The sequence below is a fragment of the Serratia sp. N21D137 genome (genome assembly GCF_047530005.1).
Lineage (GTDB): Bacteria > Pseudomonadota > Gammaproteobacteria > Enterobacterales > Enterobacteriaceae > Chania > Chania fonticola_B.
The window spans coordinates 273,658-291,137 of sequence record NZ_JBLJAJ010000002.1 but is presented as its reverse complement, the minus strand read 5'-3'; the positions used below and the strand labels follow the sequence as shown (position 1 = coordinate 291,137).

19 protein-coding genes are annotated in these 17,480 nt (G+C 56.8%); 7 read left to right on the top strand and 12 right to left on the bottom strand.

Annotation, left to right across the window (positions count from 1 at the left end):
- The first annotated feature begins 138 nt into the window (after positions 1-138).
- Positions 139-414 (top strand): GNAT family N-acetyltransferase, encoded by a 276-nt coding sequence (locus ACMV5H_RS03250; RefSeq protein WP_414821451.1) that lies wholly within the window; start codon positions 139-141, stop codon positions 412-414.
- A 45-nt stretch (positions 415-459) separates the two neighbouring features.
- Here ACMV5H_RS03250 and ACMV5H_RS03245 read toward each other — a convergent pair whose 3' ends face one another.
- The 4 genes from ACMV5H_RS03245 to ACMV5H_RS03230 all read right to left on the bottom strand — a co-directional run bounded on the left by ACMV5H_RS03245 (position 460) and on the right by ACMV5H_RS03230 (position 3,876).
- Positions 460-771 carry an AzlD domain-containing protein gene (locus ACMV5H_RS03245; RefSeq protein WP_021805142.1) on the bottom strand — a complete coding sequence of 104 codons (312 nt, stop codon included), beginning with the start codon at positions 769-771 and terminating at the stop codon, positions 460-462.
- Positions 768-1,475: an AzlC family ABC transporter permease gene (locus tag ACMV5H_RS03240; protein ID WP_021805143.1), complete on the bottom strand. Its 708-nt coding sequence runs from the start codon at positions 1,473-1,475 to the stop codon at positions 768-770. The genes ACMV5H_RS03245 and ACMV5H_RS03240 overlap by 4 nt, the downstream gene beginning before the upstream one ends.
- Positions 1,476-1,545: 70 nt before the next feature.
- Positions 1,546-2,391: an AraC family transcriptional regulator gene (locus ACMV5H_RS03235; RefSeq protein ID WP_021805144.1), complete on the bottom strand. Its 846-nt coding sequence runs from the start codon at positions 2,389-2,391 to the stop codon at positions 1,546-1,548.
- 30 nt (positions 2,392-2,421) lie between these two features.
- Positions 2,422-3,876 (bottom strand): MFS transporter, encoded by a 1,455-nt coding sequence (locus ACMV5H_RS03230; protein ID WP_115159200.1) that lies wholly within the window; start codon positions 3,874-3,876, stop codon positions 2,422-2,424.
- A 103-nt stretch (positions 3,877-3,979) separates the two neighbouring features.
- Here ACMV5H_RS03230 and ACMV5H_RS03225 point away from each other — a divergent pair, with 103 nt between their 5' ends.
- From ACMV5H_RS03225 to ACMV5H_RS03215, 3 genes are all read left to right on the top strand, one after another.
- Positions 3,980-4,633, top strand: a complete 654-nt coding sequence (locus tag ACMV5H_RS03225; RefSeq protein ID WP_021805146.1) for a helix-turn-helix transcriptional regulator — start codon at positions 3,980-3,982, stop codon at positions 4,631-4,633.
- A gap of 141 nt (positions 4,634-4,774) precedes the next feature.
- Positions 4,775-5,686, top strand: coding sequence for a drug/metabolite exporter YedA (gene yedA / locus ACMV5H_RS03220; RefSeq protein ID WP_021805147.1), 912 nt, complete (start codon positions 4,775-4,777; stop codon positions 5,684-5,686).
- Positions 5,687-5,870: 184 nt separating this feature from the next.
- Positions 5,871-6,047 carry a hypothetical protein gene (locus tag ACMV5H_RS03215; protein ID WP_021805148.1) on the top strand — a complete coding sequence of 59 codons (177 nt, stop codon included), beginning with the start codon at positions 5,871-5,873 and terminating at the stop codon, positions 6,045-6,047.
- Positions 6,048-6,053: 6 nt separating this feature from the next.
- Here ACMV5H_RS03215 and ACMV5H_RS03210 read toward each other — a convergent pair whose 3' ends face one another.
- The 7 genes from ACMV5H_RS03210 to ACMV5H_RS03180 all read right to left on the bottom strand — a co-directional run bounded on the left by ACMV5H_RS03210 (position 6,054) and on the right by ACMV5H_RS03180 (position 12,858).
- On the bottom strand, positions 6,054-6,836 hold the full coding sequence (locus tag ACMV5H_RS03210; RefSeq protein ID WP_414821446.1) for a phosphate/phosphite/phosphonate ABC transporter substrate-binding protein: 783 nt from the start codon (positions 6,834-6,836) through the stop codon (positions 6,054-6,056).
- A gap of 5 nt (positions 6,837-6,841) precedes the next feature.
- Entirely contained in the window at positions 6,842-7,612 is a 771-nt protein-coding gene (locus ACMV5H_RS03205) for an ABC transporter permease (RefSeq protein ID WP_209555310.1), read from the bottom strand.
- Entirely contained in the window at positions 7,609-8,544 is a 936-nt protein-coding gene (locus ACMV5H_RS03200; protein WP_021805151.1) for an ABC transporter ATP-binding protein, read from the bottom strand. The genes ACMV5H_RS03205 and ACMV5H_RS03200 overlap by 4 nt, the downstream gene beginning before the upstream one ends.
- Positions 8,541-9,695, bottom strand: a complete 1,155-nt coding sequence (locus ACMV5H_RS03195; RefSeq protein ID WP_235784848.1) for an ABC transporter permease — start codon at positions 9,693-9,695, stop codon at positions 8,541-8,543. Before ACMV5H_RS03195 ends, ACMV5H_RS03200 begins: the two co-directional genes overlap by 4 nt.
- Positions 9,696-9,795: 100 nt before the next feature.
- Positions 9,796-10,725 carry an ABC transporter substrate-binding protein gene (locus ACMV5H_RS03190; RefSeq protein ID WP_021180478.1) on the bottom strand — a complete coding sequence of 310 codons (930 nt, stop codon included), beginning with the start codon at positions 10,723-10,725 and terminating at the stop codon, positions 9,796-9,798.
- Between the two features lie 71 nt (positions 10,726-10,796).
- Positions 10,797-11,786 (bottom strand): fatty acid desaturase, encoded by a 990-nt coding sequence (locus tag ACMV5H_RS03185; RefSeq protein ID WP_414821445.1) that lies wholly within the window; start codon positions 11,784-11,786, stop codon positions 10,797-10,799.
- A gap of 178 nt (positions 11,787-11,964) precedes the next feature.
- On the bottom strand, positions 11,965-12,858 hold the full coding sequence (locus ACMV5H_RS03180) for a LysR substrate-binding domain-containing protein (protein ID WP_115159196.1): 894 nt from the start codon (positions 12,856-12,858) through the stop codon (positions 11,965-11,967).
- 139 nt (positions 12,859-12,997) lie between these two features.
- Between ACMV5H_RS03180 and ACMV5H_RS03175 the strand changes: the two genes are divergently transcribed.
- From ACMV5H_RS03175 to ACMV5H_RS03165, 3 genes are all read left to right on the top strand, one after another.
- The gene (locus ACMV5H_RS03175) at positions 12,998-13,642 is read left to right on the top strand and encodes a hydrolase (protein WP_414821444.1); all 645 of its coding nucleotides are present in this window, start codon (positions 12,998-13,000) and stop codon (positions 13,640-13,642) included.
- 75 nt (positions 13,643-13,717) lie between these two features.
- The gene (locus ACMV5H_RS03170; protein ID WP_414821443.1) at positions 13,718-14,263 is read left to right on the top strand and encodes an antibiotic biosynthesis monooxygenase; all 546 of its coding nucleotides are present in this window, start codon (positions 13,718-13,720) and stop codon (positions 14,261-14,263) included.
- Positions 14,264-14,274: 11 nt separating this feature from the next.
- A complete protein-coding gene (locus ACMV5H_RS03165; protein ID WP_414821442.1) occupies positions 14,275-16,146 on the top strand; it encodes an amidohydrolase in 1,872 nt (623 codons plus the stop codon).
- A gap of 87 nt (positions 16,147-16,233) precedes the next feature.
- On the opposite strand, the gene ACMV5H_RS03160 is transcribed toward ACMV5H_RS03165, so the two are convergent.
- Positions 16,234-17,364, bottom strand: a complete 1,131-nt coding sequence (locus ACMV5H_RS03160; protein WP_115159194.1) for a Gfo/Idh/MocA family protein — start codon at positions 17,362-17,364, stop codon at positions 16,234-16,236.
- Between the last annotated feature and the right edge of the window lie 116 nt (positions 17,365-17,480).

Sequence of the window (17,480 nt, the reverse complement as noted above, 5' to 3'; positions counted from 1 at the left end):
AACTCGAACACATACTCAACACACGAGGGAGAAAATCTCTGGGCTATCGCTCCCCCAATGAGGTATTTTTAACACACTTACAGGCGGCATAAGCCCCCTGGGTTTTGTTGCGTTTCGAGTGGGAATGGGGCGTATAAACTGCCCGGCTCCCCGCGCGCCTTCACTCTGGAAAAGCAGGCTTTTGCTTTGGTGATACCGGTCGCACAGCAGTGCCATCTGCGCATGATTTATGTGCCGCCAGCGCTTCGCGGCCAAGGCCAGGCACGCCTTCTGTTGCAAGCACTACAAGCACAGTTTGCCCCGCTGGCGCTGTCGGCCAACGTATTTGTTCCGGACGATATCGTCCCCTTCTTCCAGCACCTTGGCTGGCGTGAAGATCCTTTGCGTCAGTTTGAAATGACAATGGCGTTCTGATGCTTTCCCCCTGAATTATTCAGGGGGAATATTCTGAGGCACGGGTTATAGCAGTGTACGTAGCAGAATAAACATCAGCATACTCAGCACCACGACCGCCAGCGTATTGCGCAGGAAAACGGCCAGAACAATAGCGAATACGGCTCCCCATAGATAAGGGTTTTCGGGCAGTGCGCGCCACTCATCCCCGTTGAAGGCGATGATTGGTCCGCAGATGGCAGTCAGTACCGCGGGTACCGAGAAGCTCAACAAAGTTCTCATCCGTTGCGATAAGCGCACCGGTAGGCCAGGTGCCAGAAAACAGTAGCGGTTGAAGAAGACGATCACGCCCATTAACACAATGGTCAGCCAGATCATTCTTTCCCCCTGCTGCACAGCAGCCCAACCAACATCGCCACCACGGTGGTAATAATCAAAGCGCCAGGTACCTGATAATGGTGCAAGCCAATCGACAGCACCAAGGATGTCAAGACGCAGGCCAGCACCGGCAGATTACGTATCAACGGCACAATAATGGCGATAAAGGTCGCCGCGATTGAGAAATCAAGACCGTAGCTATCGAGATCAATGCTGCTGGCCGCCACTACGCCGAGCAAGGTGGCCAAGAACCAGCTCAAATAAAACGCCAGCCCTGCCCCCAGTGCATACCAACGGTTAAAGCGCGCTGGACCATGATCCCCCGTCAGAGCAAATAGCTCATCGGTCAGCAAAAACGCCAGTGCTACCCGCCACCGCAGCGGTAGCGGAGCAATACATTCCCGTAGGCGCAGACCGTAGAGGAAATGCTGGGCGGTGACAAAAAAGGTGGAGATCAGGATCGCCAGCATACCGGCACCGGTCTTGATCATCCCCATTGCCACCAGTTGCGAGGCTCCGGCAAACACAATCGCCGACATCCCCAGCCCCTCGGCCGCCGTCAGGCCACTCTGGATCGCCATTGACCCCGCAAGTATCCCCCAGGGCAATACCGCCAGGCACAGCGGCAGAATCGACACGGCCCCTTGCAAGGCCGGACGCAGGCGCAACGTTGGCGGCTCCGTGAGTGTTGATTGGTAAGTCATTCTTTTCTCCTTCGAACGAAGAAGTAGCATAGCGCAGGAAAGAGAGCGAGTATTGTATACGCTTGCGTATTTATCTTAACGATTTGACATAGTCACCGGGCGTCACGCCGATGGACTTGCGGAAATGACGGTGGAAATGGCTCTGATCGTGAAAACCGCAGGCCAGTGCCGTTTCCAGCACGCCATTGCCCGCTTTCAACAGCTGGCGCCCTTTACGCAAACGCGCCTGGATCTGGTAGGCATGGGGCGGTAAACCGGTCACCTGTTGAAACTGGCGCAACAAATAATAAGGGCTCAGCCCGGCTTTCTCTGCCAATTCCAGCAGGGAGATATTGGCCTCGGGGAAATCATCCAGAAAGGCTTTGATCCGCGCTATCTGGCTTTGTGCCTTACTTTGCACGGCAGGCACTATGCGGCTTTTGCCGTGGCGCAGCATCAACCAGGTCAGCGCCGAAAACACCAATGTCTCTTTCACCAGACGGTTTTCATTACTGCGCATCATACCGAAGGCTAATCGCAACTGCCCGGCTAGCCCGGCGTCCTGCACCACGGGATTAGGAAAATAGGGCGTGGCCCCGGCGACGGTTTTCAAATCGCGGGATAAGAACGCCAGCAGTTCCGGTTTGGGATACATGGCCTGATAGGACCAGCCGTCTTCGCTGGCAGAGCTGCCGGTATGGATATCATCGGCGTTGACCAGGATCACACTGCCCAACGGCGCGACATGCTCGCCGCCAGTACGGTAAAAACGCTGGGCTCCCTCGTCAATCACGCCTACGCAGAAACCCTCGTGACTGTGGCGGGAGAAGGTCTGGCGGCGATAGGTGGCCTGCAACACTTCCAGCCCGCCGAGATCGTCGACGTGCATGAAATTAGCCTGTTCCTGACGCCCTTTCCGGCTCATGCTCTTCGCCATGCTTACCTTCCCCGCTGAATGAAAAGCATTCTAGCACTCACCTGAACCAGGCGTTTGTACAAAATTGCTCGGATCCTCGGCAGGCTGGCTAATGGCCGCACTGCGCCAGGCGCTGTAGATCGCCAACAGCGGGGCTAAGGCAAACAGCAGGAACAGCCAATGAGCAGCGGAGGACGCGCCCTCGATCCCGCCCGGCGTGGTAAATCCGGCCAGATTGGTGACCATCCCCGCCAATGCCGCGCCAAACGCCGTGGCGAAGAGTTGCACCGTGGTAATGGAAGCCCCGGCAATATCCTTATCGGCCTGAGGGGCCACCTGCAAAATGCGCGTCAGCAGGTGCGGCCAACCAAAACCGATCCCGAAACCGACCAACGTCAAAGCCAGCACGATCGGCCCCAGCGCCTGCCAGTGGCCGTTAGAAGGAATTGGCATCAGCACTGCCAACCCCAGCAAACCAAGCAGCACCAGGATCGGCCCGCTGATTATCGCCAAACGGATCCCCACGCCGCGCCAACCGGAGCTAAGGATTTCTGACAGTGTCCAACCCGCTGCCATTGTGGCGGCAATATAACCGGAAATCAGTGGTGACTGACCATGCAGAGTTTGCAAGAAGTAAGGCACAAAGATCTCGCTGGTCATGCCGATCACCAACAAAGTCACTGTCACGTACAGCGAAGCCAGCGCCGAACCACGACGCAGTGCCTGATGTGGCAACAGACGAGCTCGGGAATGTCCCTCACGCCGGATTAGCCCAATCAACAACAACAACGCCAGCACAATCCCGCCCACGTTTAGCCAACCGCTCTCTGCCAGGCTGCCAGCCGACACCACCAATACCGCGCCAGCCAGCAGCAACAACTGCATCAGCGGTAACGGCGTTGGCCGCTGCTGCGGTTTACCCTTGGGCAGAATACGGAACGTAAAAGCGGCGTACAGCACCATGATCGGCAGCAGAATACCGAACGCCCAGCGCCAGGCGTTCAATTCGGCAAAAATCCCGCCGACGGCTGGCCCCACCAACGTGGCGATCCCCCACATTGCGGAGATCAACGCCATGGCGCGTGGCCAGAGTTTCTGTTCAAACACCAGGTTAATCATCGCGTAGGACAGGGCAAAGATCAGGCCACCGCCAAACCCCTGTACCGTGCGGCCAATCAACATCACCGGCATGGAAGGGGCCAGCGCACACAGCATCGCTCCCACGATGAAGAACAGCGACGCCACCAGATAAGCGCTACGCGCCCCGTAGCCACTCAGCAAACGTGCCGACAGTGCCGAGCCTAATATCGAGGCCACCACAAACAAGGTGGTGTTCCAGGCATAGAGATCCAACCCACCGATGTCCTGCACCACCGAAGGTAAAATGGTGGTCGCCACCAGAATATTGATCGCATGCAAAGCGACGCCAAGCGACAGTGCGATGGCACTGGCGGCATTTTTGCCGGAAAAGAGATCGCTCCAACGGCTGTTCTCATCGGTTATCACGGTTATCGTCCTGTTTTCAGAGGAATGGCATTGAGTTGATCTTGCTATTAGGCTAAATTTAACAAGCAATATCTTGGAATAATTAAGGGCGAGGCGCTGTAATATGTCAAGAATTAACTTGGAAAATGGCGAATGCACCGCACATTCGGTCAGTGACCGCTTGCTGAAGCTGTTGAAAACCCACGGTCCGCAGCAAGCCTCAGAAGCGGGAAAGGTCCTCGGCACCACTGGTGAAGCCGCTCGTCAGCAATTCGTCAAGCTGGCAAAAGAGGGTCTGGTGGAAGCCAAGGCAGAAACCCGTGGCGTTGGCCGCCCGGTACAGCTCTGGCAGTTGACCGCCGCAGGTAACGCCCACTTTCCCGACGCCCATGCCGAATTAACCGCCCAACTGTTGCGCACGGTGCGTGACAAACTGGGTGAACAGGCGATGGACCTGCTGATCGACAGCCGAGAGCAGGAGACCCTAATTAATTATAAACAGGCGATGGTCGGTGCAGCCGATTTACGTGAACGTGTTGCTCGTCTGGCGGCTATCCGTTGCCGTGAAGGGTATATGGCCGAGTGGAGTGAAGAGAAAGACGGCGAGTTTCTGCTGGTGGAAAATCACTGCCCCATCTGCAGCGCCGCGGCGGTTTGCCAAGGATTTTGCCGCGCCGAGCTGAACGTATTTACCGAGGTGCTGCAAGCCAAGGTTGAGCGCAGCGAACATATTCTTACCGGTGCCCGCCGCTGCGCCTACCAGATCTCCCAGTCGTAATCCCTTGATTGTAGGCCAGGGACTGGCAGCCTCCCCCGGTAGCACGACACCACTAAACGAGTAGAAAAGCATTGCTTATCGGCCATGCCTTAAGGTTTACTGAGTGTCCTAACGATTTTTCACCCTACCGAATAATAACCCATGCTGAGCCAACAAAATCGTCATCTCCTGCCGTTAATCGGGGCGCTGTTTACGTTATATATTGTCTGGGGATCGACCTACTTCGCTATCCGAGTGGGGGTGGCAAGCTGGCCTCCCTTGATGATGGCGGGCATTCGTTTTCTGATTGCCGGTATCATCCTGTTCGTTTTCCTGTTGCTGCGGGGCCATGCCCTGCCCACTCTGAAACAGTGGGTCGCCGCTGGCACCATTGGCATTCTGTTGCTGGCCGTGGGTAACGGCCTGGTCACGGTAGCCGAGCACCAGGATGTGCCTTCCGGCATTGCCGCGGTGATGGTCGCTACGGTTCCGCTGTTCACCCTATGCTTCAGCATGTTTTGGGGGATCCGCAATACCAAGCTGGAATGGACCGGTATCGCCCTTGGACTGGTGGGCATTGTGTTGCTCAACACCGGCAATAACCTGGTGGGCAACCCGACCGGCGCGCTGTTAATCCTGTTGGCTTCCGCCAGTTGGGCCTTTGGTTCGGTACTTGGCTCACGCATTTCACTCCCTGCCGGGCCGATGGCCGGTGCCGCAGAAATGCTGGTGGCCGGCGTGGTGCTGACCATCGCCAGCCAACTGAGCGGTGAGCATTTGGATAAAATGCCCACCTTCAGCGGCTTTATGGCGCTCGGTTATCTGATTGTTTTCGGTTCAATGCTGGCGATCAGCGCCTATATGTTCCTGCTGAAAAACGTACGCCCAGCGGTAGCGACCAGCTATGCCTACGTCAATCCGGTGGTGGCGGTGCTGCTCGGCGTCGGTTTTGCTGGCGAATCCCTGGGCCCGCGCGAGTGGCTGGCGTTGGTGATTATCGTCTCGGCGGTGGTGTTGGTGACGCTGGGTAAATACCTGTTTGCCCGCCCGGCCAAGGCACAACAGGTCAACTAAATGCCCCCCCCTTACCCTCTCCCAACAGGAGAGGGGACCAAATGTGCTACCTATTAACTCCCGCGTCTGAGCACTGCACCGCAACAAAACTTGAAGCAACATACCCCCAATTAAACGAGTGTTGTTTCACCCGCTGAAGGGGCTATAATTCCCGCTGTTCTGGACAACCTGCGAAATCATCATTATGCGGAAAAAAGCGTTCCTCATCGTCATCGCCTTATGCGCCTTCGGCTCTCTAGGCGGCGTGTTTCTGGCCGGGCTGAATATGTACACCCGCTCCACCACGCCACAAGAAGAGACCACAACCACCAGCGATGCCGCTACCGATAGTGCCCCAACGGCCACTATCCAAGCGAAATAACCCGCTTTATAACGCCGTGACGCCAGCGTTGGCCGCCAGCCTTTCAAGCTCGGCCACCCGCTGATAGGCAGTACGCGGCACCAGACTAAAATCGCCGATCAGCAGGCTTTCACTGGCCGTATGGTTGACCATGGCACTGGCCGCGGTGCGCAGGATTGCCAATTGTGAGTCTGGCGTTCCGGCCGCCGTGATCAACGGCAAACCCGGTACCGCAGCGGTACGGCCAATAATCTTCAGGCCAGCAACGGCTTGTGGCCGTGCCCGTTTCAACAGGGCAAAGCTGATACAGTCGATGGCCGCAATATCCGCCTGCCCCTCCAGGATCATCTCCAGTGAGCAATAGTGGCTGCCAGAGGCGATCGCCTGACGGAAAAAATGCCCTTCCTGCGCCAGCGGTGCAATCAAGGCTCGCAGACTGTTATACCCCGACTGTGAATCCTGGCTGTTATACGCCACCACGCGATCGCGGAAATCTTCCAGACGGTCAGCCGGTTCCCCCTCACGCACCACCAGCCAACTGCTGTAGTTCGCTCCGCTGCAACCTTCCACACGGTAATGGTAAGTCCCCACCAACTGTACCTGTGGTAACACCGTCACCAATGGATAACCGCAAGTCTGGCTAAGAAGCAGGTCCGGCCGTTGCCAGTGTTGCGGCAGATCCTGCGGCCAACTCAGCGTCTGGGGAACCTCCGCCATCCCCAGTTGCCGCAGCTTATCGCGTAGCGCCTGCCAGAACGGTTCCACCTGTTGGTGACTAACGCCGTACATCGGTAAAGAGACTATCGCCATGGAAGTTACCCCGCAGAAGTTGAGACAGTCAGCCGTTGCTGACGCCAGGCGGTGAGGTAGCGTACCCAGCGTTCGAACAGCATGTCGGTAATGATCGCCAACAACGCCACTACCACCGCTCCCTGGATCACATACGCCGTATTGAAGCCACTCAGGCCAATAATGATCGGCGTTCCCAGCGTTTTGGTGCCCACCGTTGAGGCTATGGCCGCCGTGCCGATATTGATAATCACCGAAGTGCGGATCCCCGCGACGATCACCGGGGCCGCCAACGGCAGCTCAACGCGCCACAAAATTTGCCAGCGGCTCATCCCCACCCCTTGAGCCACTTCACGCGTGCCCGCCGGAACCGACTCTATCCCGGTCAAGGTGCCTTGCAGGATCGGTAATAAACCATACAGCACCAGCGCAATAATCGCTGGCTGCTCACTAAAACCCATTACCGGTACCGCCACCGCCAATACCGCAACCGGTGGAAAAGTCTGCCCAACGGCAACCACAGTTTCCACCAATGAGCGAAACTCCCGCCCGGCACCGCGCGTCACCGCAATGCCAGCGGTTACGCCAATCATTACCGCAATCAGGCTCGATACGGCTACTAGCGATAAATGCGCAACAACCAGCGAGAAAAAGCTGTCCTGCTGATACACCGGCCGCTCCAACTGTGGGAACCAAGCGGCAAACAGGCCGTGCAGATGGTTCATGCCGAAGACCAACGCCACTAGCAGAGCAAATGTCCACGGTAGCGGATCGCGCCACCAGCGCCTGATGTTCATGATAGCGCCTTGTGTGTAATCAAATCGCTGAAATGCAACACGCCAAGCGCTTGCCCCTGTTCGTCAACCACCGGCAAACGTTCGCAGCCTCGGGCAACAAACACCGACAGCGCCTCACGCAGGCTCATCATGGCCTGGATGGGTTCCCCTTCCGCCTCACCCGGCCGCACCCTTTCGGCTACCGTGCCCAACGCCAACAGCTTGATCCCCCTATCGCTGCGGCCAAAGAAGTCACGCACAAAATCATTCACCGGGTTGGTCAGCAACGCCAACGGAGTGCCCTGCTGCACCACTCGCCCCTGATCGAGCAGCACGATCCGATCGGCCAACCCCAGCGCCTCATCGATATCGTGCGTCACCAGTACGATGGTGCGGCCAGAAAGTTGATGAATACGGGCAATCTCAGCCTGCAACGAGGCCCGGGTCACCGGATCGAGCGCACCAAAGGGTTCGTCCATCAGCAACACCTCAGGATCGGCGGCCAGCGCCCGTGCCACCCCAACCCGCTGTTGCTGTCCGCCGGAAAGCTGATGTGGATAGCGGCGGCGGAACAGCTCCGGCTCCAGTTGCAGCAGCTCCATCAGCTCAGTCACCCGATCGCGGATCCGTGCTCTTGGCCACTTCAGTAACTGCGGCACCGTGGCAATATTCTCTTCTACCGTCCAATGGGGGAACAGACCGATCGACTGGATGGCATAGCCCATTCGGCGGCGTAAATCCTGCGGTTTGAACTTATGGATCTCCTCACCGGCAAACCTGATCTTGCCTTTATCATGCTCGATCAGGCGGTTGATCATCTTCAACGTGGTGGATTTGCCTGAGCCGGAAGTGCCGATCAGCACGGTAAACTCCCCTTCCGCCATGCTCAACGAGAGATCGTCCACCGCCGGTTTCCCCTGAAAAATCTTGCTTACCCGGTCAAAGTTAATCATCTGGCAGTCACTTCCAACATTGAAATTATGAATTTAAACAGCGAATCGACGATCACCGCCATGGCGATCACCGGGATCACCCCGAGCAACACCAGATCCAGTGCGCTGCTGAGTAATCCTTGAAACACGATCGCACCAAAACCCCCGGCACCAATCAGCGCTGCCACCACCGCCATTCCCACGGTTTGTACCGCCAGGATGCGCACGCCGGTCAGGAACAGTGGCATTGCCAGTGGCAGCTGGACGCCAAAGAAAATCTGCCCGCGCGTCATTCCCATGCCGCTGGCGGACTCAATCACGCTGGCGGGCACGCTTTGCAAACCGGCGACCACGCTGCGCACCAGCGGCAACAGGGCATAGAGCACCAATGCCACAATCGCCGGGGCCATGCCGATACCGCTAATGCCTAAGTTCGCCAACCAAGGTAGCGCCGCCGCCAGCCCGGCCAACGGGGCGATCAACAGGCCAAATAGCGCAATGGAAGGGACGGTCTGGATGATATTCAGCGTGGAGAAGATGGGACCCTGCCAGCGGGTTGAACGAAAACACAGCACGCCCAACGGCACACCAATCAGCAGAGCCGGTACCATGGTAGCCAGCAAGATGGTCAAATGCTGTAGTAATGCAGCGTCAAATACCTCTTGCCGGTTGTGGTACTCCTTCAGCAGGGAAAGCTGGTCCAACTGATGGGTAAACAGCAGCAGCGCGGCAGGTAGCAGCACCAAGACGTTACCCAGAATGCGCCACAGGTGCGAGGGAGTGATCCGCATCATGGCATCTGCGGCGATTAGGCCACTCAATGCTGCCATTAGCGCACAACCGCTGCTCCAGGAAGTGCGTGCCAACGGCGAGCCCTGCAATGCCAGTTGCTGCGCGGTATAGCCGCTCAACCAAAAGATCATCGCCAATAGAACAGCGGCAACGCAGGCGGTCAGCAGCGCCCGATTGCGCGTGGGGGTCAACAGGCTGAGCACGGCAAACACCAATAATGGCAGCAGCAGCCACAGCGCGGGGCCATGCAACAGTGAAATCAGAGAGATACTCTTGCCAGACAGTAGGCGATTAGGAGCATAACTGAGGAACGGCAGACCAAAGGCCGCAAGCAGCAGCAAAACAAACAAAGTCAGTAATACGCGGTTTTTCAAGACAATAATCAAAATCACTCCCCGGTACCCGGGTATCCCCTTGGTCTTTTAGGCGGTAATATTGCCGACTTGGTCGCTCACCGCTGCCCGGTCGGCGGGATCAAGGTTACTTAATCAACCCTTTCTGTTTCAGGTAATTGACCGCCACCTGTTTGGCATCCTGGCCTTCTACGGCGATCTGCGCGTTCAACTGCTGTAAGGTTGGGCCGTCGAGCGTAGCGAATACCGGTTTGAGCAGTTCGGCGATATTGGCGTGCTGTTGCAGCGTTGCCTCACGAACAATCGGAGCCGGGGCGTAAATTGGCTGTACGCCCTGTGGGTCTTCCAACGTTTGCAGGCCCAGTGCGGCCACCGGGCCATCGGTCCCATACGCCATCGCCGCATTCACCCCAGAGGTTTGTTCCGCCGCCGCCTTGATGGTCACCGCCGTGTCACCGCCAGCCAGTGACAGTAACTGATCCTGATTAAGCTTGAAGCCATAAGCATTCTGGAAGGCCGGTAGCGCGTCCGGGCGTTCGATAAACTCTGCCGATGCCGCCAGTTTGAACTTACCACCGTCGTTGATCCACTTAGCCAGATCTGCCAGGGTTTTCAGATGGTTGGCCTGCGCCACGTCCTGGCGAACGGCGATCGTCCAGGTGTTGTTAGCCGGGGCGGCATCCAACCAGACGATCTTGTTCTGGTCATAGTCGAGCTTTTTCACCTTCTCGAACCCGGCCTGAGCGTTTTTCCACGCCGGATCTTTTTCATCGGAGAAGAAGAAGGCACCGTTACCGGTGTATTCCGGGTAGATATCAATCTCGCCGGAAGTGATGGCACCACGTAATACCTTGGTGGTGCCCAATTGCAGTTTGTTGGTAGTTTTGATGCCGTTGGCTTCCAGCACCTGCACAATGATATTGCCAAGCAGCGAGCCTTCGGTATCAATTTTAGAACCCACGCGTACCGTATCGGCCGCCTGTGCAACACCGCAGGCTCCCGCCAGAACGGTCAATGCCAATGCCAAAAAACGTGCGCGTAATGGGGTAATAGCCATGCTTTATCCTCTTTGATGATGCTTTCCGGCTATTTCGCCAGATCGATTGGAAAATCCTGCGCGGTATGGGTTCAGCCTATCACATGCTGCTTCTCGACTCTCTCCTGTTCAAACGGGTGTACTTCAACGGCAATCGGCGTCACGGCATGATCGACAAACCAGTTGCCATAGCCCTGCACCACAAACCCCTGGCTGCGTTGCCGGTAGGCCTGCTGCTCTGCCAGATAGACTTTTCGCAGCCCATACCAAGGCAAACCGGGTAAATCATGGTGCACTAAATGATAGTTCAGATTGAGAAACAGCAGTCGCCAAGGCCAAGAGGCCTCATTAATAATAGAACGTGCCTGCGGAGCGTCCACCGCGCGATGCTCATAAAACGAACGGATCTTGGTCAACCCCAGCGCCGGGTAGCTCACCGCCAGCAGATAAAAGGCGGCAGAAATGCCCTGCGCTTGCAGCCAGGCAAGCAGAGCTACCAACAGTGCGCCGTGTACCAGCCACATCGTCAAGGTCCGCAGATCACCAGCCAATATGGCTTTCAGAGCGTTGGACAGCGTGGTGATAATGTCCCAGGCCGGGCCAAGCGTGACCCGGCCAATCAGGGTATTACGCACCTTGGCCAACAGAGGCAGCCAAACAAGAAATCGTTGCCACTGCGCCCGGCTGAAATAGTAACTTTCCGGATCTTCGGCAGGTTGGGTCAGATGATCGTCGCGATGATGCTGAATATGGCTGTCGCGGTACAGCCCGTAGGGATACCACACCGCCAGGGGAAGCAGGCCGAACAGTTGGTTGAGCCGCGGCCACCGGGTGGGATGGCCGTGGATCAGCTCATGCTGCAAAGAGAGATACCAGGTAGTCGCCAACGTCAGCAACGGTGCGCCCAGCCAGGGGCCGAGCAGCTGCCAGTAATGCACCACGCCGAACCAACTACCGTAAACCAGCAGCATAATGCCCCAGGTCGGCAGCTCCAACCGCCAGATCCATTGCCGGTTAAGCTGTTGGATCCAGACTCGTTGTTCGCCATGCAGATAGTGACTATGGGGTTTGGCTGAGGGCATTTTCCGGCTCGCTGAGGCTATTTTTCTCAGTATCGGCGAAGCGGATCGGCGCTCAAAATAACAAAAGTGGTAAAGCAAAGTTAAAAATCAGCATCATGACGTTAGCTGCGTGGATGACAATCCTGGCGGGCAACAACAGGCTATGCGTTAACCTACCCTGCCTTGCCAACCTTCAGAGTCATTCCCCCGTCACGGCATAAGCTTGCAACCGCTCACGCCACCAGAGGCTGGCCAGGCCGCTGGCACTTTCTCGCCAGCCGAAGTAGGCGGTGTCGCTATCGCGCTCTGCCTCCACGCTTTTCGCGACCAACTGGCCGGTTTTCAGATAAGGTTCTGCCAGATAATGAGGCAGATAGCCACAGCCCAACCCGGCCAGCTGCGCCTGCAATTTGGCCTCAAAACTGAATACCGTCAGTTGATCCTGCTCATCCAGCACGTGCAGACTTTGCGGCGAATTCACCCGCGACGAGTCATGAACCACCACTGCGCGATGCTGGCGGATGCTGCTTTTCTGCAACGGTTCCGGCTGGGCGGCCAACGGATGGTGCGGGGCGACGGCAAACACATATTCCAACTGCCCTAGCGGGCTAAAAGCATAGCCCGCGCGCGAAGGCGGCTCACAAATCGCACCGATGATAATATCGGCACAGCCGTGTATCAGCGCCTCCCAGGAGCCAGCCAGCACTTCGTGGCTGAAACGCAGCCGGGTGTGGTGGTGATTACGGTAAAACTCATCAATCAGCGGTAGCAGCCGGGCAAAAGGGAACGATGCATCTACCGCCAGGGTGAGATCGCTCTCCCAGCCACTTTCCACATAGCGCGCCTGCTGCTCCAGATCTTGCGCAGCGCGTAGCAATATCCGCCCCTTTTCCAGCATCAGCTTGCCGGTAGCGGTGAACTTGGCCCGATGGCCGGAGCGATCGAGCAGCGTGATCGCCAGATCGCTCTCCAGTTTCTGCACCATGTAGCTCAGGGCAGAAGGCGTTTTAAACAGCGCGGCAGCCGCTGCAGCAAATGACCCATGACGATCCAGTGCGTCCAGGATCAATAGCGCTTCCAGGTTTAGTCTCACCCCTTTCTCCCATAGATAAAAAAACTTAACAAGAAGGTAAAAATTCTACGCTATCTTTGAAAACGGCACCTACCTACCATTCATTCCATTGAGACAGCGCATCCGTCTTATTCACGGTAATACAATTGGAAGGTACATTATGTCGAAGTTTCAAGTGCTTGATCCGAAAAATTCCGCACTCATCTTTATCGATCATCAGCCGCAAATGGCTTTTGGCGTGGCCAATATCGATCGCCAACAGCTGAAAAACAACGTGGTAGCGCTGGCCAAAGCCGGCAGCATCTTTAATGTTCCCACTATTTTTACCTCGGTCGAAAGCGAAAGTTTCAGCGGCTATATCTGGCCGGAATTGCTGGCGGTGCATCCAGAACTCACCCCTATTGAACGTACTTCGATGAATTCCTGGGAAGATGCGGCATTCGTTAAAGCCGTCGAGGCCACCGGCCGTAAAAAACTGGTGATCTCCGCCCTGTGGACCGAGGTCTGCCTGACCTTCCCGGCATTGATGGCAATGGAAGCCGGATATGAGGTTTATGTGGTTACAGACACCTCTGGCGGCACCTCGGTGGATGCTCATGAGCGCGCTATCGATCGCATGGTACAGGCTGGGGCGGTTCCGGTGACCTGGCAACAGGTGCTGCTCGAGTACCAACGCGATTGGGCACGCAAGGAAACCTACGATGCGGTGATGGATCTGGTACGTGAACACAGCGGTGCCTACGGGATGGGCGTTGACTATGCTTACACTCTGGTGCATCACGCTCCGGCTCGCAACGGCAAGTAAAACCGCGCAGGGCTCACCTTGACTGACCGCAATACCCTCCCGGCCATGTGCCGGGATTTTTCAGGAGTTGGATCCATGCCCCATCAGCAACACGTTACGCTGGTGATCACTCACCATCTGGCACCCGGCCAGGAACCAGCCTATGAAGCCTGGTTAAAACGCATCATGCCCGATGCCGCCCGGTTTGACGGCCATCTAGGCGTTAACGTCATTCGCCCCTCCGGCAGTGAACAGGCTTATACGGTGCTGGTCCGCTTCGATAATCTGGACAATTTATACCGCTGGATCCACTCGCCGCAGCGTCTGAAATATATCGAAGAAGTCACACCACTGCTGCTGGAGAGCGATCATATTGAGATCCGCCCCGGAGCCGAGTTCTGGTTCACACCAGCCAGCACCAACGTACGCCCACCGGCCAAATGGAAACAGTTTTTAATCACCCTGCTGGTGATCTTCCCTTCGACCAATCTGGTGCCCTGGTTTTGGGGCAAGTTACTGCCGGGACTGAGCGGCACACTGGCTGGGCATTTACTCAATGATGCCAGCGTTGTCGCCCTGGTGGTCTTCCTGTGGATGCCGTTGGTTACCCGTCTGTTTCACCAATGGCTCACCCGCCATTAAAGGAAAACGTTATGAGTCACACCGCATCATTGATCATCAGCAACGGTAAATTCCATACCGTCGATCGCGAAAATCCCACCGCTCAGGCCGTGGCGATCAAGGACGGTAAGTTTCTGGCCGTCGGTAGTGAGAGCGACGTCATGCAATACGCCGGGCCGGAAACCCAGATCATCGACCTACACGGCCATACGGCGGTACCCGGCCTGAATGATTCACACCTGCACCTTATCCGGGGTGGTTTGAATTACAACCTGGAGCTACGCTGGGAAGGCGTGCCTTCGCTCGCCGACGCCTTACGTATGCTCAAGGAACAGGCGCTGCGTACGCCCAGCCCACAATGGGTCAGAGTGGTTGGCGGTTGGACCGAGTTCCAATTCGCCGAGCGCCGTATGCCTACGCTGGATGAAATCAACGCCGCCGCCCCAGACACGCCGGTATTTATTTTGCATCTGTACGATCGCGCCCTGCTTAACCGTGCTGCGCTGAAAGTGGTGGGCTACACCAAAGATACGCCAAACCCGCCAGGGGGCGAAATCCAACGCGACGGTAACGGCAACCCAACCGGGATGTTAATCGCCAAGCCCAATGCCATGATCCTCTACGCAACCTTGGCCAAGGGGCCGAAGCTGCCGCTGGAACAACAGGTAAACTCCACCCGCCAGTTTATGCGCGAACTCAACCGCCTGGGCCTGACCAGCGCGATTGACGCAGGCGGCGGTTTCCAGAACTATCCCGAGGACTATCAGGTCATCGCGGAACTGCACGATAAACAACAGTTGACCCTGCGTATCGCCTACAACCTGTTTACCCAACGGCCAAAGCAGGAGTTGGAGGACTTCCAGCTGTGGACGGATATGCTCAAACCCGGCCAGGGAACGGACTTTTACCGCCATAACGGCGCGGGTGAAATGCTGGTGTTCTCGGCGGCCGACTTCGAAGACTTCCTGCAACCTCGCCCGGATTTGCCTGAAGGTACCGAGGATGAGCTGGAACGCGTGGTGCGCCATCTGGTGGAACACCGCTGGCCGTTCCGTCTGCATGCCACTTACGATGAATCTATCAGCCGGATGCTGAACGTGTTTGAGAAGGTTAACCGCGAGATCCCCTTTGCCGGTCTGCACTGGATTTTTGACCATGCAGAAACCATCTCAGAGCGTAATATCGAGCGGGTGAAAGCCCTCGGCGGCGGCATTGCCGTACAGCACCGCATGGCGTTTCAAGGGGAATACTTTGCCGAGCGCTATGGCATCGAAGCGACCAAACAGACGCCTCCGGTAGCTAAAATGCTGGCGGCAGAGTTGCCGGTTGGATTAGGCACCGACGCCACCCGCGTCGCCAGTTACAACCCTTGGACGGCGCTGTACTGGCTGGTTTCTGGCCGCACGGTCGGCGGTATGGCAATGTATGACGACCAGGCTCGTCTGGATCGTGAAACGGCATTGATGCTTTGGACACAGGGCAGCGCCTGGTTCTCTACCGAACAAGGCAAAAAGGGCCAGTTCAAGGTGGGACAGCTGGCGGATATAGCCGTGCTGTCACAGGATTACTTCAGCGTACCGGAGGAGCAGATCAAGGGAATTGAGTCGGTCATGACCGTCGTGGATGGCAAAGTTGTCTATGCTGCGGGCAGTTTCTCGCCGCTCTCTCCGCCGCCGTTACCGGTATTGCCTGAGTGGTCACCAGTGGTCAACATATCGGGGCATTATCGCTCAGCACCGCCCACAACCGCCGGCAAGGTGGGTGCATTAAGCCAGCCACACCAGTGTTGTGGCCCTTGTGGCGTTCATGCTCATCAGCATGACATTGCCCGCCGTTCCAGCATTCCCATCGCCAACGAGAATGCCTTCTGGGGTGCCTTCGGCTGTTCTTGCTTTGCGTTTTAACCGTTCAAGGGCCTTGCATGTTGCCTAGTAGGTGCAGCAAGCAAGGCCCTACGGGACAGCACCGCTAGCCGTCTCCCGGTAACAGAGTCAATCTCGGTTGATATCCAACCAGCGGCGCTGTTCGGCAGAGGCGGCAATCGCATCCAGCACGCAGGATACCTTCCAGCCTTCCTCAAAATCTGGCCACATCCGATCACCCGCGGCAATACCATTGACCAGATCGCGGATCTCCACCGTTTTCTGATCGTTAAAGCCGATACCATGCCCGGCGCTGATACAAAACGCAGCGTAATCCGGGTGTTTCGGCCCTACCATGATGGTTTTGAAGCCCTGCCGCTCCGCCGGTTCGTCATGACGATACAGTTTCAGTTCGGCCATGCGTTCCTGAGTGAAACTCAGGGTGCCCTTGGTGCCGGTGACCACATAGGTCAGACCCATTTTACGCCCGCAGGCAATGCGTGAGGTTTCTATGGTGCCCATTGCGCCATTGGCAAAGCGCACCAGTGCGCTGGCCTGATCTTCGTTTTCGACTTGGCACATCTTGGCCGGGTTGTTCGGATCGGGCCGCTGTTTGATCAGGGTTTGCATATCGCCCGACACCGCGACGATATCCCCCACCAGATAATGTGCCATGTTCACGATATGAGCCGCCAGATCGCCCAACGCCCCCAACCCAGCGGTGGCTTTGCGGCAGTGCCAGTCGATCGGCGTACGAGGGTCGGCCAGATAATCTTCATTATGCGTACCGTAAAAGTGCACCACCTCGCCAATTTCACCGTTGGCGATGATTTCCCGCGCCAGCTGGCTGGTCGGGTTTTTCATATAGTTGAAGCCAACCAGAGTTTTGACCCCTTTGGCGCGCGCGGCCTGCACCATCTCGGCGGCGTCTTGCGCATTCAGCGCCAGCGGCTTCTCGGAATAGACATGCTTGCCCTGTGCAATGGCCGCCAGAGCCATCTCTTTATGCAGGAAGTTCGGGGCACAGATATCCACCACGTCTATGGCGGGGTCGGCCACCAGTTCACGCCAGTCACCGGTTGAACGAACGAAGCCAAACTCCGCCGCACGCTGGGCTGCCAGCTCGGGTGTCACTTCTGCCAGCATCTCCAACACCAGCTCCCCTTTCAGCGGGAACACCGTGCCTGCCTGTGCATAGGCGATAGCATGACAGCGGCCAATATAGCCGGTACCGATCAATCCAACGCGCACCTGTTTCATCGTTTTCTCCCTTGCCTATTTTTGGAAAATAAAAATCATTATGTACTTATATGAAATTTAAATTTCACTAACAAGCCGATAATCAACTTTGCCCCGGATCCGTGACTGCCCTCATA

Bases quoted from the DNA above. Each gene is read 5' to 3' on its own strand.
- ACMV5H_RS03245 (WP_021805142.1), bottom strand. From the start codon at position 771: ATGATCTGGCTGACCATTGTGTTAATGGGCGTGATCGTCTTCTTCAAC.
- ACMV5H_RS03240 (WP_021805143.1), bottom strand. From the start codon at position 1,475: ATGACTTACCAATCAACACTCACGGAGCCGCCAACGTTGCGCCTGCGT.
- ACMV5H_RS03235 (WP_021805144.1), bottom strand. From the start codon at position 2,391: ATGGCGAAGAGCATGAGCCGGAAAGGGCGTCAGGAACAGGCTAATTTC.
- ACMV5H_RS03225 (WP_021805146.1), top strand. From the start codon at position 3,980: ATGTCAAGAATTAACTTGGAAAATGGCGAATGCACCGCACATTCGGTC.
- yedA (WP_021805147.1), top strand. From the start codon at position 4,775: ATGCTGAGCCAACAAAATCGTCATCTCCTGCCGTTAATCGGGGCGCTG.
- ACMV5H_RS03215 (WP_021805148.1), top strand. From the start codon at position 5,871: ATGCGGAAAAAAGCGTTCCTCATCGTCATCGCCTTATGCGCCTTCGGC.
- ACMV5H_RS03210 (WP_414821446.1), bottom strand. From the start codon at position 6,836: ATGGCGATAGTCTCTTTACCGATGTACGGCGTTAGTCACCAACAGGTG.
- ACMV5H_RS03205 (WP_209555310.1), bottom strand. From the start codon at position 7,612: ATGAACATCAGGCGCTGGTGGCGCGATCCGCTACCGTGGACATTTGCT.
- ACMV5H_RS03200 (WP_021805151.1), bottom strand. From the start codon at position 8,544: ATGATTAACTTTGACCGGGTAAGCAAGATTTTTCAGGGGAAACCGGCG.
- ACMV5H_RS03190 (WP_021180478.1), bottom strand. From the start codon at position 10,725: ATGGCTATTACCCCATTACGCGCACGTTTTTTGGCATTGGCATTGACC.
- ACMV5H_RS03185 (WP_414821445.1), bottom strand. From the start codon at position 11,786: ATGCCCTCAGCCAAACCCCATAGTCACTATCTGCATGGCGAACAACGA.
- ACMV5H_RS03175 (WP_414821444.1), top strand. From the start codon at position 12,998: ATGTCGAAGTTTCAAGTGCTTGATCCGAAAAATTCCGCACTCATCTTT.
- ACMV5H_RS03170 (WP_414821443.1), top strand. From the start codon at position 13,718: ATGCCCCATCAGCAACACGTTACGCTGGTGATCACTCACCATCTGGCA.
- ACMV5H_RS03165 (WP_414821442.1), top strand. From the start codon at position 14,275: ATGAGTCACACCGCATCATTGATCATCAGCAACGGTAAATTCCATACC.
- ACMV5H_RS03160 (WP_115159194.1), bottom strand. From the start codon at position 17,364: ATGAAACAGGTGCGCGTTGGATTGATCGGTACCGGCTATATTGGCCGC.